The following is a 14,421-nucleotide window of genomic DNA, read 5'->3' as shown; positions in this document are numbered from 1 at the left end:
GATTGTAAAAGACGTTGACATACCGTTTGAATAACAAAAGGAGTGTGTTTTGCATGGCAAACGAAGTTTTTCCGATAAAATCAAAACGCGATTATAACAAGTTCATAAAAGCGCTCAAGCCGGGGCGCGATCAGTGGCTGGCGCAATTAGGCACGGCATTCGGTCTGCGCATCAGCGACTTGCGGCTTCTGAAAATCGGACAGCTTCGAGGCCAGAAGTCGATTACCTTATGGGAGAAGAAACGCAAGAAAAAACGTGTGATTACGTTCAGCTCTTCCGTTCTCAAAATCGTTTCCCTACTCGAAGGTGATGACGACGATTACGTATTTGCCAGTCGCAAAGGTGGCGAGCCGATCAGCCGCGTTCAGGCTTACCGCATTCTAAGCGACGCAGCTAAGCGAGCCGGCATTTACGATAAGATCGGCGGCATCGGTACGCATACGCTGCGCAAGACTTTCGGATACCGTCTTTACCAGTCCGGCGTTCCGCTCTCACGCATCATGGTGATTCTTAACCATTCGAGCGAGCGCGATACGGCAAAGTACATCGGGATCACTGCGGAAGAGATCGAGGCGGCATATGAGTCGATCGAGGTATAGCGGCAGGGTGGCCGCATCCATCAGCGAGACGTGCCGGGCGGGGGCGACTGTCCGAAACTCAGGGGGTGCGCCACTACACTACGCAACGTATATCGATAACCTACGAATAGCCGCAACACTTTGTGTATCGGCGTTGCATGGCGCATCTATGGCCGTTAGACTTGTCGGAAGTAGAAACGATGTTGCATCCGCTTGCCTGACCAACTGCAGCAATACCGGTCCTATATGCACGATCTTATACATACCTACCGGCGCCAGACGCAATCATGATCGTTGATTTAATGCGGTTTAAAACGTGCATAAAGTAGGGTCGATTCAGTGCGATCGACATTGACCAGCAAACGCTGTCATATCAATGCTTCGTTCGATTGTTCAATGTAACAAAAACAGATTGTGTTACATTCGATATACAAAAAGATGAATGTTTTATTCAACGAAAGTTTTTGCTTGCGCCCGCCCCCCCAGACCGCCCACTCAATCCCGCCTCATCTGCCGTTCGGAACTTGCGTACAATTTTTCGAACTCGGAGGGTCATGACGGTTTAGGACGTCAAAATCAACGTTTGAATATGAATATAGCGCCCCCTTCGATTCTGCATTTGAAAAGCCCGTTCAATCAGCGTTTCCGGGCGTTTAAATCGTCACGGAGACCCATGCTATTGTGCAAAAAGAAAGACGCCAATTAAGGCGCCTTCATCTCGTTTTAAATCCGTTCAAAAAGCTCTCTCCGTCCTTTTCTGTCGAAATAAGCTGCTGGGCGCTTTGGCTGATGCGCTGAGCAAGCGCCTGCTGCGCTTTTCCTTCAAAGCTGTAGAGAAGCGATGAATAAACGCTGTTCATTTCTTTTTGTATATCGTCTACTTTAAACTTCGGTCTTAGCGTCGTTTTAATGCCTTCAAGCTTCGTTGCGGCTGTTACCCTCATGCCCGTTTTCAGCATTTGAAGCTGGTTGCGCCGTATGAAGAGAGTATCTTCTTGATCTCCGTTTAAGTTGTTGAGTGAAGCTAGTTTGTTGAAATTTTCCATTGTTTCATCTCCTAAAGTTTAAGCCAATTTGCCAGCATTTTGTCTTTCGATTTAAAATCTTTTGCAATCTGCGCCAGGTATCCGCTGATGTCTTCTAAATCTGAAATCGTGTCCTTTAATGAGGCGATGTACGCTTTTTCGGCATGAACATCGTAAAATAGCGGATTGCCTTTTTTGTCAAACGACTGCGCCAGGTTTTTCAGCGTATTGTTTACATCGTCAAGCGTCAGCTTGTCGTATAAACCGTGACCGACTTGACGGTAGGTATCATGTTTCAGGTCGTTGATCTCGGCGTCGTGTTCCTGATAAGCGTTTTCGGCTTCCCGTTTCATCGTCCGCAGATCGTTGATAATCGCATTTACTTTTTGCGCGAGCTGTTTGGCGACTTCGGGCGTTACTTTAATTACGCCACTTCCGGATGCAACTTCCGGTGGGAGCATCGCTTTTAAATTTTTATCGTATACTAGCTCATCGCCCTCTATATTTTGGACGTTTCCGTTTTTGTCGAAGGCGAAGTTATTACTCCCGACCCAATGTGTATCAGGCATTCCTAAGATTGCGGTCTGAAAGAAATACCCAGCGTTTTGCCCGATTTGTTGGAATACATCGCCCTGCATTCTCGCCTCGCGCACCGCATTTGATAATTCAGGGTCCTTCGTATAAATTGTCGTTCCGTTGTGCCGGTCATACTCGTTCCACCAGCCAGCCCCGACCATATCATCCGGATTGACAATTGATTTTATGGACCGGTCATACTCACCGTTATTAATTTTCTTTTGCTGCTCCTCAGAGTGCAGGTGAACGATTGAAGGGCTGTTAAACGCTACGGCATAGATTTTGTTGTTGACCGCACTATATTCAGCCTCTGCGCCGCCAAGCGAGTGTCCGGTTGTTGAAATAACCGTCGAGGTGCCTTTATACTTTTGTTTAACTTCCCGTACCAAGTCGTCGGCTTGACCGATTTGGGATGATTTCGTAATTAATTTATATTTACCGGTGCTAAGCATCGCGTCTTGTGAGGGGGTTGCGTTGTATTTTCCTATTGTTTTTGATGTATCCTTCACATCTTTTTCGATTATGTATTGCGATTTCTTTTTCGGATCAAGACCCATCACAACGTTACCGCCGTCTGCATCAATGACATCCTGAAAGAATTGGCTCTTGGGATCAGTTCCCGCGAAGCCTACGACGACGTTTTTAGGGTTATCTGATTTTACCCACTTACCACCTTGAGTCTTTTTGCCCTGGGAAAAAACTACGGCATCTAGTCCTGTATCATGGTCTCTCTTAATCTTTTCGACAAACCAATAGGTTTTTTGATCTGTTTGTATTGGTTTCCCTGTCTTTAACTTACTATCTAATCTATCTCGATTGTAAGATTCTTGACTTAGCGTATAATAAGTTTTATCTGTTATTTTTGGAACTTTTATCTTGTCGCTCATATACATCGCCTCTTTATTTTTGTAAAATAGGATAAGAAAGGGTTGATTTTCAAATGAAAAAGTACATAATTATCCTTATTTTAATAATTATAGCAGTTGGGGGATTTTTTATGAAGCATCAGCACGATCAAAAAGAAAAAGAGATTGCTTTATTTGAAGAAGCTCAGAATCATATGGAAAAATTTTTAACAACTAACTATAAAGATGTGGATGATATCCATTTTTCTGAGGATTACTACATTAATCCAATGGGTGGTATTACTGTGAAGGGTTATACTAACGGAGATAAAGAGTTTGAAGGTTTGTATGATCCGGGAAATAAAGAAATATTGTCATATACCGTGGATGCTGAACCTAAAGAAGAATGTAAAGATGAGTTGTGTACTCGATGATAGGAATAATAGCCCGCTCACCAGAGACGGGCTTTTTTCTTTATATGCGCTTTTTCATGCCCTACCGCACTATATGGTTTACTGTTCGTCTTTAATCTCCTCAACATAAAATAAGTCCTCTATAGGCACGTTTAATCCTCTACTAATAATAAATAATGTTGTGATGTCATATCTGGTATTTGTTTTAAATCTGCTTATCGTAGCCTCAGTAGTACCAACTAACTCAGCCAATTCCTTCTGGCTTTGAATTCCCTTCTCCTTCATAACTTCATTTAACCTAGATCTAACTATAAGCTTTTTCAAAAATTCACACACCCTTTAGGCAAGTCTAATTAATTTCATCTTACACATTTGTAATTTTTTTCGCAATAGGTGTTGACTTACGAATTACACAAGTGTAATATTATCATCAAGATATTACAGATTACGCATATGTAAGGAGTGCTTATATGAAAGCCTTAAAAGATCAAATCGTCAGTGTGTGTCATTGGGAATTACTAATCGTGGACTTCGTCCTGTACGATCCGAAAACGGGGGCCATCGATTATCGAGAACCTACCGAAGTACTGCATCTTGGATCCGATATCGCGCTCGAAGTGAACGAAGCCTATCTCACGCTTTATAGAATGCGTGGCAAAGAGGGCGAATGGGAAATCGGTGAAAAGTGCGAAGTACTGTACGATCTGCCGCTCGAATTTCCTGTCGGATTTAATTTCGGTTTAACAACTGAAGAGGTCGCGAAAATGACTGTACTCGATTTCATGCTATTCTTGGCGCAAAAAAAGGAGGAGACGCTATGAGCGAATTAACATGGATTGACGCAGGGGAGCAGCCGAAGAAAATGACCGTGGACTTCGTTTTTATTTATTCGGACACCGGTGAAGAAAGCCGCGAACGGGTAGAGGTCTTAAACGTAGGTCGCGACTATGTACTTTATATAGACGAGGAGTGGCTCAATCTTTATCGACTATATCACGGTCCTCACGGTTTAGAAATCGGTCAGCGTGCGGAATTGATTTACGATTTACCATACGTCTCTGACTCGGAGATGGATCTCGAAACTATTGCGAATATGAATACGGTGGAGCTTTTAGCGCATCTTGGCGGACAATTAAAGGAGGTAGTCGGAGAATGAACGTTTATTATAGAAAAACAGTTGTCGGTTGGTGGAATGTCTATCCCGCAGGCTCAGACGATCAATTCGTTAACCTAAACCCGGAAGAATTCGCCGCACTCTTGCCGCAAGTGTCCCGGAGAGCATTCGCAGGCTGCGCCGAAATCGGCGTCACGGCAGCGCGAGAACTATTCGGTGAGGAGGTGCAGTCGGCATGATGGATACATTTCAACCGCAAGCAGTAAAGCTACATTATCATGGGGAAACGTTCGATACAAAACAGGAAATACACGAAATTTCGGACGCCTGGTTAATTGCGGCCGATGTCATTGGAACATGCTCGGATGACGGGCTGGTGTTTTACGATACTGGCCAATTAGAAAAAGGGTCGGACGGATATCATCTTTATGAAAGCAACTATCCTCGATTTTTTATGGTAGACACGTCAAAGGTAGGAGCAGACCTCCGCAAAATCGATGTTTCTGAGCTCGCAAATTTATCGTTTGCAGATTTTGTTCGAATTGGTTTTTCACTAGGGGAGGGTGCACGATGATACAGTATACAGTTTCTAAAGCGGCAGTAAAAAAAGCAACGGCGCGCCTCGGCCTTTCAAAAGCGCAGGTACAAAACGTATTACCGAAGTATGCTCAAGGCGCTTCGTTCGTCTGGTCACTCGAATCAACAAGCGGCAGCCAGTCCGTTTATGATAATCCCCGCGAACAGGTACGCCTGGTCATTGCGGAAAATGGCACGATTTTAGACGTTTTCCCGGCGGACTATGCGCTTCAGTCTCCGAACGCTTTGTCTGAAGACGTCCTGCAAACGTTAAAAGAAACGACACGTAACGCCTTAATTGCGAAAAGAGACGCAGTTCATTGCAAATGGTGCGAGGTAGAGGTCGACTTCCATTCGAACAGCTACGAGATTGCTAGGCGGAGGCTAGCCTTAATAGAGGCGACCGGTGACGATGAGCTGCAAATAAAAAGGCGGCTGGCCCAGCTTTGCGCCGAAAATAAACGGCTGCACAACGAAAGGTCTGCGTTGAGGAAGGAAAGGACCGAGTTGGAACGCGCCCTTGTGCCGTATATATAACCCATGAACCGTCCGGTTATAAAAGTAAATTCGCAGTTAATAATGAGGGGGGTAAGATTCGTCGATGCTTTATTTGAATGGGAAATAAAAAAGACGAACCGTTGCGGGAACAACTAAATCCGTCTTTAAAATTATCGAAAATAATTTGATTAAAACACTAAACATTTGAATTTAATGACCGATATTAATCTAGTAGTCTATACGCATCCGGGGACGAATGGGTTTCCGGGTGCGAAAAAATAAATATTTTTTTAGATTCGACGGACATAGACTTCTTTTCTAATTCGAATTTATTTAAGTACGGGTGAAAACTTTTTTTAGTTTAAAATCCACCCATTATATTATCTATTGCAATTATAATCACAAAAAGGAGGATTGTCAAGCACAAAATGAAAAACAAAATTACTTTACTCGAAAGTCAGTTTGTTCTATGTGTTTCGTGGTTTTCAAATGAATTAAAGAAGGTGGTAAAAATAGATTCTGGATAGTTCTCGAGGGTATGTTCACCGTTACTTGTGCTTGCCATATCGCCAATTACTTTCGCAGTTATATGTGAGGACGTATGTCTGGCTCGGAAAGTCGTTTCGCAACTATAAATAAGGATAGAAATCTGTGTTTTTAAAAAATGAAGAGGATGTGAAGAGGTTGAATAAAATCAATGAACCGAAGAAAAAACTTCCGAACAACAAACAGGAATTACTATCTCACGATAATTATGAAATGTATAACCTAGACCTTTTGCGTAAAGTTTTTCCGAGAATCATAGACGATTATAACTCTTCTGTCGGTCGTACGCAGCGTAAGTTTCAAATCCGGGATATAATTGCGCTTTATTTTTATCTACTTTCGTATGTGGACGGCACCCACACCCTAAAAAATGGAGATGAAAACGATCGTTTTGGTGCAAGTTTTCCGGGGCGACAAAAGATAGCGTCTGAGCTGGGGATCGCAGAAAGCCGGATAAAGAAACTGGTGGATATTCTATTAGCGAATGGACTGCTTCTCGACGTAAGAGACGTATGGATAGGGACAAATCGATATAAGTGGTATTTCGTTTCTTTCTGCCCGCGGATCAGCGATGACGGTTATATTGTCTCCGAGGAAGGAGAGGAAATAGTCCCCGATCCGTCCGTTTATGAATGATACATGCATTAGATGCCTGTTTGGATACAGCCATTAGAGGTACGTTTGCAAAGGGCCATTAGATATCCGAGTAAACATACCAAGGGAAACATACCAACGTTAAACATACCAACAAATAATAGCGCTCATATACATTCGCGCGGATATTTTTAATAAAAGATATATCGCGAGTAAATGAGCATCCGCAAGCGTGAGCGTAAGCGAACGATTGCAATGTTTTAAATAAGGAAGGAGGAAACAAGGTGAAAGAAGTTAATCCAAAGAAAGAGCTTGAACATAAAATAAATAGATGGAAAATCGAAGTCAACTCCGAATTTATGGATGCCGCACGCCTGAATCGCGAGGTGGATGCCGCGCTTTCGGCATACATCCAGGCTTCCGGAAAAAGTCCGTTGCAATCGGCGCCGAAGTTAATGAAACTTATTACCGATCTGTTCGTCAAAGTCCACGAAAATATCGAGCGGCTTCAAATAAAAGAACGGACCCGGGAAGAGTGGGAGCAGGAAGAGCGAAAGTATATGCCGCCCATGCCCTTCGAGGTTCCGGAAGGCTATCGAGTGTGTGCTTGCTGGAATTGTAACAATGTTTTTCGGCGCCTTGGAAAAAAGAAATATTGCAGCGACGCTTGCGGACAGGAGCAAAGAGACGCGGATAAACGGTTGAAAAGGACCGGCACATACTTGGCTCCCAAGCGCGACGGATATCTCCCTAACCGCGAAGAAAATGCCGGTCAAAAGGACAAAGTCCGCCTTGTTTTCACCGATCAAATAGAATTATACGGGAAGCGAGAGTCAGACGGAAACCGTCCATATTCTCCCCGCAGAGATACAAAAGCCAAGCAGTCGGGTGATATAAAATTTGGTCAGGTTGAGAGCGACGGGGAAGAGAAGTCAGAGTATGAAAAATTCAGAGATGGCGAGAGTCCGGGTATCTTTACAGTGAATATTGCATCGGGTCTTAAAATCTATCATACAAACGGGAAAAAACACGAATATAGTGAGAGGGATACTGGCGCGTGGTATCTCTTTCAAACTTGCATTAGTCATTCTGGCTAATGCTTTTTTTATGCCTTTTTTTCGGCACTTAGTTAAGAAAATTTAACAAAGGGGGATCGAAAACATGGAATTGACCGGTGATCAGGTTTTGAAAATTCGCCGAATTTATAGGCTATCACAAAAGGATGTAGCAGATTTGACGGGTGTTTCTGAGGCTTTTATTTGCATGATTGAAAACGGAAAGCGAAAAATTACTCCAAAAGTCTCCAGGAGATTAATTAACAAATTGAGCCTTAATCCGGAAAAAGTGATTAGCCTGCTTGAATTCTACGCGCAAACGGAGGTTGTGAAATGAATCAGCGAAAGATTAACTCGAGACGAAGCAAACTCGGCCGTCTAGCCCGAAATCATTGCGCCAACTATAAAAGTGGCGGCGCCTGCGATCTTCAGCGTTGCGGTTTGTGTACCGTTGAAATCAAAACGGATTCAATACAGGGGAATATCTGTCCGTACTTTATGCGAAACGTTCTGCCCGCAGAGCCGGCTTTAATGTGGGAGTATCTCGAATACTTACCGGCCGATCATCCGTTACGGAACAAGTCGAACTGGGCGGGAAATTGCAAACGTTGCGGCCAGCGGTTCGAACGCAGTAGTAACCGGCAACAATACTGCGCTGGATGTGCGGTTGAAAATGAAAAGGAAAATAGCCGGCGAAGGAATCGTGATTATCGTGATAGACAAAGAAAAAGAATGACGATTTAGACGTCCGTAAACGTTGATATGACGGGCTTTATAAATGCAAAAAACGGCACCCGGCTATATTACTATTAGAATTCGATTTTTGCATCGGAAGGGGAGTTAGTTTTGTGTAACGTTCTGATATACGTTAAGCCTACCGAAGCTCTTACGGTAGACGCCGAAACCGGGGAAATCATCCGCCGATCGTCCGGCCACACCCGTGACCTAAACATCTCGCGGACGGTGCTAGAATGTCGGGCTTACGAAGAAGAAGCGAAGATCGTTTATAAAAGGGGGCGCATAGATGTTCTGCGTTGTAACGGAAACTGAATACTACGGATCATACGGACCGGCCGGTGTTTCCTATCTTCGCGAAAGCAAAGACGGGGAGCAGCGGTATTTTTTATTTCCGGGCGGGGGTGCGAGCATAAAACTCGATTGTACTGCCGGCAGATACGAAATACGCAACATAGACGGCGAATTGTTGTTTCTTACAACGGTCAAAAACGTGTACTCTTCTGAAATTGGATACGTCCGGGAGCTTTTCAACCGTGCAATGGATTGCGCTGTCGAATATGGTGCAAAAAATGCAATGATTGAATGCGGAAAAGACGTCATGGACGCAGATGAATTCGAAAAAGAATTACCGGCCAATGAGAAGGTCGCAAGAACTGAAAAACAGGGGGAATATTGAATGACTAAATTCGAAGAGATGCTAGAGAACTACGAACAAATGGAAACTACTCGAAAAAGAGCCCGGGATATCGTATTAGAAGCCAAAACGAGCTATCGTGAAGAGCTATCCCAGATAACTAATGACAGGATGTTGTCAAATGAAGGTAAGCAGATAGAGAAAGAAAAACTAAACCAAAGATACCGGGATATATTTCTGGGCGAGATGATGAAGATAAAAGATAAAGCCACGGAGGCGGCTGATAAAACGATTGATCTTGCGACAAAAATTCTCCTAGAAGACCCAGCGCAGCCGGAAGAAACCGAGGTTGCAACGTTCAACCAAAAGCTGGCAGACCTGAAAACATCCCTTCTTCTTGCTCCGAATCCGGAACGAGGAATAGAGAGTTTGGAAGCGTTCATTGAGGATACGTCGGATCCGTACCTTGCGAAAAAGCTACAGAGCGAATTTTACGGCATGGCCGCCTCTATTGTGAAAGACGGATCGGCCGCCGAGAAAGTTAAACTGCATGGTTTGTACGAACATATCAAAGTGAAATCCATGACTGAGGAGCAGAAACGTGCTGAAACATTTAAAGGGCTTGCTACAGCCGGAAAAAACAGCGACCTGTTACTTGATGGCGGCGTTCACCATAACGCCATTAAGGAGTTGCTTGGATCCGAAACAGCAATGTACGCCAATAAGCCTCACGAATACTTTGACAGAATGATTGATGAGAACAGCTAAATACTTTTTTGCGATGATGAACGGTTTCTGACATTGCCGTTCGGAGCAAACCTCCTCATTTTTGGGCGCCAATTAACGGCGCCTTTTTTTATTTCGACAAAAAGGGGCGATTAGATGGTTAAAGTAAAAACACCGTTTAGAACGGAAGATGAAGCTAACAAGGTTGCCGAAGCAATTGGAGTAATTAATTATGTGAGCGAAAAGGCACTGAATGGAGATCCTGCTTTTACGAAAGAACAAGAGGCAAAGATTAAAGAAGCAATCGAGACATTAAATCAATATAGTCCACAAGAAATCCTGCTGTTTACTTATTGGTCAGTAGTAGGTGGTCAAGAGTGACAGGAGCAACAGTCGGAGAAATACGCGCCCGTTTGATCCTTGATATGGCCGATTGGTCACGGAGCCGGGATCGAGTTCGGAACGACATGTCGCAGATGGGACGGTCGTCCGAAAATCTTTCGAAACAGATGGGCCTCGTACAAAAGGCGTCGCTGGCCGTCGGCGGTGCGGTAGTCGCCGGTATCGGAGCATCCGTCAAGACTGCGGCAGACTTCGAAGCTGCCATGTCGAACGTTAAGGCGATCAGTGGCGCAACCGGCGACGAATTCGAAGCGCTAAAGAACATCGCGGCCAAGATGGGTGCCGAAACGAAATTTACAGCGGTAGAGGCGGCGGAGGGACTCCAATTTTTAGCAATGGCGGGCTTCAGCGTAGAGGACCAAATCGGATCATTGCCGGCCGTCCTTAACCTGGCGTCAGCATCAAACGAAAGCCTCGGACGTTCAGCCGATATCGTTTCAAACATCATGACGGGCTTCGGAATCAAAGCGGAAGAGTCCGGACATGCGGTCGATGTGCTTGTTAAAGCGATGACGACGGCGAATACGGACCTCGGCCAATTGGGCGACGCCATGAAATACGTGGCCCCGGTTGCAAACGGACTAGGTTATTCGATAGAAGATACGGCCGCAGCTGTCGCGAAAATGTCAGACGCCGGTATTCAGGGATCGATGGCGGGTACGGCGCTGAGGGCGACGCTATTACACTTGTCGAATCCGGTAGGGCAGACGGCGAAGGCGGTCAAAAAGTACAATCTCGAACTGGAAGACGCAAACGGAAACCTCAAGTCGCTGCCGGAACTGATCGGATATATTTCGAAGAATCTCGAAGGGATGTCAGACGCGCAGAAAACGGCGACAGCGGCACAGCTCGTCGGAACGGAAGCGGCGTCCGGATTCGTAACGTTGCTTGGCGTTGGTGAAAAAGGTCTGCGGGATTATTCTAACGCACTAAAGAACGCCGGAGGTACGGCGGATCGTGTAGCCAAGACGCAAATGGATAACCTGAAAGGGTCGTTCGAAAAGTTTAAAAGTGCGCTCGACGGGCTCGGCATCAAGATCGGTAACGAGTTTTTGCCTACTTTCCGAAAAATTGTAGAAGAGGGAACGAAAATACTCGATTTCCTTAACAAGTTGAATCCGGGGATCATTACGACTGGTCTGGAAATGGCCGGGACAGCGGCAGCGATTGCGCTCGTAGCTGCCTCAGCCGTTAAGCTCGGTGTTGCGCTGAAAAGCTTAACGTTGGGGCCGGTTGGGCTGACGATTACGGCTCTTTCTCTTCTCGGCGGCTTACTCGTCGGCGTTAAAAATAGTTATGACGCAATGAACACCGTTAGTTTGGAGGCTGCGGAGACAAAGCAGAAAGAGATCGAGTCGCTCGATAAGGTCGCATCGGAATTCGATAAGCTTCAAGCAAAAACGAAGTTGACTGCGGATGAGTTTGCTCATTATCTCGATTTAAACGATCGGCTGAAAACGGAGACAGATCCGGAGGTTATCAAAAGTCTTAAAGACGAGCAGGCGGGATTGAAGGAACGGTCTGGTCTTACAAATGCGGAATTTGACCGTTTTCTAAAACTAAATGATGACATCGTTAAGAAGGCACCTGAAACAAATGCGGCCATTAGCGAACAGGGAAATGCTTTCGCGAAAAACACCGAGGCTGTTAAAAAGTTGAGTGCGGCTAAGGCGGAGGAGCTTCGGACCGAATTAGAAAAACAAAAAGCTACAGCTCAGAGCAAAGAGGCTGAATACCTTCAAAAACAGCAGAATCTTAAAACAGACATTAAAAAATTAGATGGAGAGCGAGCAGAACTAGAAGGGAAGATTACTGATCAAACGCAAAAAGTAAAGGACATAACTGACGAACTTAACACAGCAAAAGAAAATGGTAACGAAAAAGCGCAGTACCAAGCCGAAATTAATTTAGCCGCCGAAGAAGCGACGCTCAATAAATTGCGGGAACAACTTGTCGCAAACCTCGACAATCTACAGACAAAGCGAGAAAGCTTAGGTGAAGTACAAAAAGAGCTCGGCAAACTGAAGGATATCAACCAGAAATTGATTGATATTGAGCTGCAACAAGTCGGTTTGAACGCGAAAAAAGGCGAAGGCGTTGACGTTCTGAGGAAGGAACTTTCGCGTCTGGAAGGCGTGAAATTCAAACTCGAAAATAACACGTCTGAGGCAGATAAAAAGACGAAGAAATATCGCGATTCAGTAAAGGCTGTCGATAAAGAAATTTCGCAACTTAAATCTGCTTTAGGCCGGGTTCAGGCCATCACCAAAGAAGCGGAGACTATGAACGAAAGACTAGCCCGAAGGATCAATAAAAAGATCCACGTCACTTACAGCGCGGACGGATCGGAAATCGAAGAGAGCGCGGAGACATTTAAGAAGACACATGGTAAGGGCGGACAAGAGGTACCGTACCACGTCGGGGGTATCATCGGCCGCGGACAGATCAACAGACTCCATACCGGAGGGCTTGCGTCTAAGTTCGAAAACGCACCGATGAGCCACGAAGTTGATATCCGTGCACTGCGGAACGAAATGGTTCTAACGGAAGCACAACAAGCGAATTTAATGCGGATGATTGACGCTGGACATACGGCGGCAGTCGGAGGAGAACTCGGAATATCAAGCGAGGTCATCGGAATATTGCGTTCGATTGACCAGGGCGTCAGACAAAATCACAATGTGGCTGTTCAAATTGACGGAGAAACGGTTGCTTCCGCAACATACCCGCACATTGATAGGAAATTTACCCAAGATATTGCGATACAGTCACGCTTTCTTGGACAAAAGAGTTAAATTTCGGACTGTCCAGGCCGTCTTTCGTTCGACAATTTCCGCGAATAGTTCAAAATCCCCACCGTTTAACCGATAATAGGATACGGACTAATCAAATATGAAGGCGGGATACCAATGAAAGAAAAATTTCCGAAAATATTGTTTGTTCTCGGCTGGATCGTAATTGTGGCCGGCATATTGACGAACATCGAAAGTACCCTGTATCTTAACGCGAATCAATATGTACCGGAAGGCAGATCTCCTGATCCAATACGAATGATGCAGATCGTTTCTGACATCGTTGATCCGTTATATAAAGGCGGCATACTGATCGCACTGTCGTATCTATTGAGTTACGTCAAAGGTTTCGGAAAAACTGAATAGAGCGTCTAGCCCTGTCCTTCGTAGGATGGGGCGCTTTTTTTCGTTAATACGAATAGCAACGCTTGTCATACAGCGGAAGTTTGGGTATCATGATGGTAACGAGATTCATCGCTATGGAAGATCGGCATTAACAGCCATTTCGAATAATAACAATCGCGCAAATTATTTACAAACGTTGATATGACGCGGTTTTCATCTACCGTAAACTGATCGAATGATTCACCATCGATAATCCAAACGCCATCGCTTCATGCGGATGCGGATCATCATTCAGAACCGCAGTGAATGCAGGGAAGCCTGAAGAGTGCTGACATATTGGCATCAGGTCAACGATATGGAATAAGAAAAACGCCTTTCATTGCGATGTTTCATCGTGACGAAAAGGCGTTTTATTATGATCTGGGGGAATAGAAATGAAACTCGTATCAACGCTCGGCTTGTCAAAAGCGGACGTTACCGCGTTTTTTCATGAGCATTGGGGAAGTCCGGACATGGTCAATTCACACGGAACATTCCGCTGCGATGAATTGGAAGGATTCGCTGTGACAGATGAAAAAGGCGATATTAAAGGCCTGGTTACGTACGTCATCGCCGGAAACGAATGTGAAGTCGTCTCCTTGGACAGCATTGCCGAAAATAAAGGGAACGGCTCACTCCTTTTAAAAGAAGTGGAACGTGTTGCAAAGCGAAAACAGTGTCAATCGCTTAAATTGATCACGACGAACGATAATATGCGGGCGCTTATGTTTTACCAAAAGAGAGGCTATAGATTGGCCGAGCTGTATGTAAACGCAGTTGAAAAAGCAAGAAAAGTAAAGCCTGAAATTCCCTTTGCCGCTGATAACGGCATTCCGATTCGGGATGAGATTCTTTTGGTAAAAGATTTAACATAATCTGTTTTCCGCTTCGCTCAATGCAGCCACCCCGCTCAAGTGTTGAGCAA

19 protein-coding genes and 1 pseudogene are annotated in these 14,421 nt (G+C 44.9%); 17 read left to right on the top strand and 3 right to left on the bottom strand.

Translation table 11 applies throughout. From position 1 onward, the window contains the following. The first annotated feature begins 26 nt into the window (after positions 1 to 26). Positions 27 to 599, top strand: coding sequence for a tyrosine-type recombinase/integrase (locus tag QMZ64_RS15050; RefSeq protein WP_483298504.1), 573 nt, complete (start codon positions 27 to 29; stop codon positions 597 to 599). A gap of 692 nt (positions 600 to 1,291) precedes the next feature. On the opposite strand, the gene QMZ64_RS15045 is transcribed toward QMZ64_RS15050, so the two are convergent. Together QMZ64_RS15045 and QMZ64_RS15040 are read right to left on the bottom strand one after the other, a co-directional pair. Next, positions 1,292 to 1,624, bottom strand: coding sequence for a hypothetical protein (locus QMZ64_RS15045; protein ID WP_268326287.1), 333 nt, complete (start codon positions 1,622 to 1,624; stop codon positions 1,292 to 1,294). 11 nt (positions 1,625 to 1,635) lie between these two features. After that, positions 1,636 to 3,066 (bottom strand): lipase family protein, encoded by a 1,431-nt coding sequence (locus QMZ64_RS15040; protein ID WP_301441417.1) that lies wholly within the window; start codon positions 3,064 to 3,066, stop codon positions 1,636 to 1,638. A gap of 110 nt (positions 3,067 to 3,176) precedes the next feature. Between QMZ64_RS15040 and QMZ64_RS15035 the strand changes: the two genes are divergently transcribed. Further along, complete coding sequence (locus QMZ64_RS15035) at positions 3,177 to 3,458, top strand: DUF1433 domain-containing protein (RefSeq protein ID WP_483298503.1); 282 nt, start codon at positions 3,177 to 3,179, stop codon at positions 3,456 to 3,458. Positions 3,459 to 3,536: 78 nt separating this feature from the next. On the opposite strand, the gene QMZ64_RS15030 is transcribed toward QMZ64_RS15035, so the two are convergent. Next, positions 3,537 to 3,761, bottom strand: a complete 225-nt coding sequence (locus QMZ64_RS15030) for a helix-turn-helix transcriptional regulator (RefSeq protein ID WP_301441415.1) — start codon at positions 3,759 to 3,761, stop codon at positions 3,537 to 3,539. A gap of 146 nt (positions 3,762 to 3,907) precedes the next feature. On the opposite strand from QMZ64_RS15030, the gene QMZ64_RS15025 reads away from it, so the two are divergent. The 15 genes and pseudogenes from QMZ64_RS15025 (at position 3,908) to QMZ64_RS14955 (ending at position 14,371) form a co-directional block, all read left to right on the top strand. Beyond that, complete coding sequence (locus QMZ64_RS15025; protein WP_301441414.1) at positions 3,908 to 4,258, top strand: hypothetical protein; 351 nt, start codon at positions 3,908 to 3,910, stop codon at positions 4,256 to 4,258. Next, a complete protein-coding gene (locus QMZ64_RS15020; RefSeq protein ID WP_301441413.1) occupies positions 4,255 to 4,593 on the top strand; it encodes a hypothetical protein in 339 nt (112 codons plus the stop codon). The genes QMZ64_RS15025 and QMZ64_RS15020 overlap by 4 nt, the downstream gene beginning before the upstream one ends. Beyond that, complete coding sequence (locus tag QMZ64_RS15015) at positions 4,590 to 4,790, top strand: hypothetical protein (RefSeq protein WP_301441412.1); 201 nt, start codon at positions 4,590 to 4,592, stop codon at positions 4,788 to 4,790. The genes QMZ64_RS15020 and QMZ64_RS15015 overlap by 4 nt, the downstream gene beginning before the upstream one ends. Beyond that, on the top strand, positions 4,787 to 5,125 hold the full coding sequence (locus QMZ64_RS15010; RefSeq protein WP_301441411.1) for a hypothetical protein: 339 nt from the start codon (positions 4,787 to 4,789) through the stop codon (positions 5,123 to 5,125). Before QMZ64_RS15015 ends, QMZ64_RS15010 begins: the two co-directional genes overlap by 4 nt. Further along, positions 5,122 to 5,664 carry a hypothetical protein gene (locus QMZ64_RS15005; RefSeq protein ID WP_301441410.1) on the top strand — a complete coding sequence of 181 codons (543 nt, stop codon included), beginning with the start codon at positions 5,122 to 5,124 and terminating at the stop codon, positions 5,662 to 5,664. Before QMZ64_RS15010 ends, QMZ64_RS15005 begins: the two co-directional genes overlap by 4 nt. 645 nt (positions 5,665 to 6,309) lie before the next feature. Beyond that, positions 6,310 to 6,807: a hypothetical protein gene (locus tag QMZ64_RS15000; RefSeq protein ID WP_232513489.1), complete on the top strand. Its 498-nt coding sequence runs from the start codon at positions 6,310 to 6,312 to the stop codon at positions 6,805 to 6,807. Positions 6,808 to 7,049: 242 nt separating this feature from the next. Further along, positions 7,050 to 7,862 (top strand): hypothetical protein, encoded by an 813-nt coding sequence (locus QMZ64_RS14995; RefSeq protein WP_301441409.1) that lies wholly within the window; start codon positions 7,050 to 7,052, stop codon positions 7,860 to 7,862. Positions 7,863 to 7,926: 64 nt separating this feature from the next. Continuing rightward, a complete protein-coding gene (locus tag QMZ64_RS14990; RefSeq protein WP_096748297.1) occupies positions 7,927 to 8,157 on the top strand; it encodes a helix-turn-helix domain-containing protein in 231 nt (76 codons plus the stop codon). 687 nt (positions 8,158 to 8,844) lie between these two features. Beyond that, positions 8,845 to 9,234: a hypothetical protein gene (locus QMZ64_RS14985; protein ID WP_301441408.1), complete on the top strand. Its 390-nt coding sequence runs from the start codon at positions 8,845 to 8,847 to the stop codon at positions 9,232 to 9,234. After that, positions 9,235 to 9,960 carry a hypothetical protein gene (locus tag QMZ64_RS14980; protein WP_301441407.1) on the top strand — a complete coding sequence of 242 codons (726 nt, stop codon included), beginning with the start codon at positions 9,235 to 9,237 and terminating at the stop codon, positions 9,958 to 9,960. A 114-nt stretch (positions 9,961 to 10,074) separates the two neighbouring features. Beyond that, positions 10,075 to 10,299 (top strand): hypothetical protein, encoded by a 225-nt coding sequence (locus QMZ64_RS14975; protein ID WP_301441406.1) that lies wholly within the window; start codon positions 10,075 to 10,077, stop codon positions 10,297 to 10,299. After that, complete coding sequence (locus QMZ64_RS14970; RefSeq protein ID WP_301441405.1) at positions 10,296 to 13,115, top strand: phage tail tape measure protein; 2,820 nt, start codon at positions 10,296 to 10,298, stop codon at positions 13,113 to 13,115. The genes QMZ64_RS14975 and QMZ64_RS14970 overlap by 4 nt, the downstream gene beginning before the upstream one ends. Before the next feature lie 114 nt (positions 13,116 to 13,229). After that, positions 13,230 to 13,478: a hypothetical protein gene (locus QMZ64_RS14965; RefSeq protein WP_301441404.1), complete on the top strand. Its 249-nt coding sequence runs from the start codon at positions 13,230 to 13,232 to the stop codon at positions 13,476 to 13,478. A 218-nt stretch (positions 13,479 to 13,696) separates the two neighbouring features. Continuing rightward, positions 13,697 to 13,789: pseudogene (locus tag QMZ64_RS14960) on the top strand (iron-sulfur cluster assembly accessory protein); the annotation flags it as partial. 102 nt (positions 13,790 to 13,891) lie between these two features. Then, the gene (locus tag QMZ64_RS14955) at positions 13,892 to 14,371 is read left to right on the top strand and encodes a GNAT family N-acetyltransferase (RefSeq protein ID WP_243942320.1); all 480 of its coding nucleotides are present in this window, start codon (positions 13,892 to 13,894) and stop codon (positions 14,369 to 14,371) included. Positions 14,372 to 14,421: the final 50 nt, after the last annotated feature.

The sequence above is a fragment of the Bacillus sp. LB7 genome (genome assembly GCF_030449715.1).
GTDB classification, from domain to species: Bacteria; Bacillota; Bacilli; order Bacillales; family Bacillaceae; genus Bacillus; species Bacillus paralicheniformis.
This window is presented reverse-complemented; position numbering and strand designations above follow the sequence as displayed.

What these genes read in the sequence shown, in the direction of transcription:
- QMZ64_RS15045 (WP_268326287.1), bottom strand. Translation starts at nt 1,624, where the DNA reads ATGGAAAATTTCAACAAACTAGCTTCACTCAACAACTTAAACGGAGAT.
- QMZ64_RS15040 (WP_301441417.1), bottom strand. Translation starts at nt 3,066, where the DNA reads ATGAGCGACAAGATAAAAGTTCCAAAAATAACAGATAAAACTTATTAT.
- QMZ64_RS15035 (WP_483298503.1), top strand. Translation starts at nt 3,177, where the DNA reads ATGAAGCATCAGCACGATCAAAAAGAAAAAGAGATTGCTTTATTTGAA.
- QMZ64_RS15025 (WP_301441414.1), top strand. Translation starts at nt 3,908, where the DNA reads ATGAAAGCCTTAAAAGATCAAATCGTCAGTGTGTGTCATTGGGAATTA.
- QMZ64_RS15020 (WP_301441413.1), top strand. Translation starts at nt 4,255, where the DNA reads ATGAGCGAATTAACATGGATTGACGCAGGGGAGCAGCCGAAGAAAATG.
- QMZ64_RS15015 (WP_301441412.1), top strand. Translation starts at nt 4,590, where the DNA reads ATGAACGTTTATTATAGAAAAACAGTTGTCGGTTGGTGGAATGTCTAT.
- QMZ64_RS15010 (WP_301441411.1), top strand. Translation starts at nt 4,787, where the DNA reads ATGATGGATACATTTCAACCGCAAGCAGTAAAGCTACATTATCATGGG.
- QMZ64_RS15005 (WP_301441410.1), top strand. Translation starts at nt 5,122, where the DNA reads ATGATACAGTATACAGTTTCTAAAGCGGCAGTAAAAAAAGCAACGGCG.
- QMZ64_RS14990 (WP_096748297.1), top strand. Translation starts at nt 7,927, where the DNA reads ATGGAATTGACCGGTGATCAGGTTTTGAAAATTCGCCGAATTTATAGG.
- QMZ64_RS14985 (WP_301441408.1), top strand. Translation starts at nt 8,845, where the DNA reads ATGTTCTGCGTTGTAACGGAAACTGAATACTACGGATCATACGGACCG.
- QMZ64_RS14980 (WP_301441407.1), top strand. Translation starts at nt 9,235, where the DNA reads ATGACTAAATTCGAAGAGATGCTAGAGAACTACGAACAAATGGAAACT.
- QMZ64_RS14975 (WP_301441406.1), top strand. Translation starts at nt 10,075, where the DNA reads ATGGTTAAAGTAAAAACACCGTTTAGAACGGAAGATGAAGCTAACAAG.
- QMZ64_RS14965 (WP_301441404.1), top strand. Translation starts at nt 13,230, where the DNA reads ATGAAAGAAAAATTTCCGAAAATATTGTTTGTTCTCGGCTGGATCGTA.
- QMZ64_RS14955 (WP_243942320.1), top strand. Translation starts at nt 13,892, where the DNA reads ATGAAACTCGTATCAACGCTCGGCTTGTCAAAAGCGGACGTTACCGCG.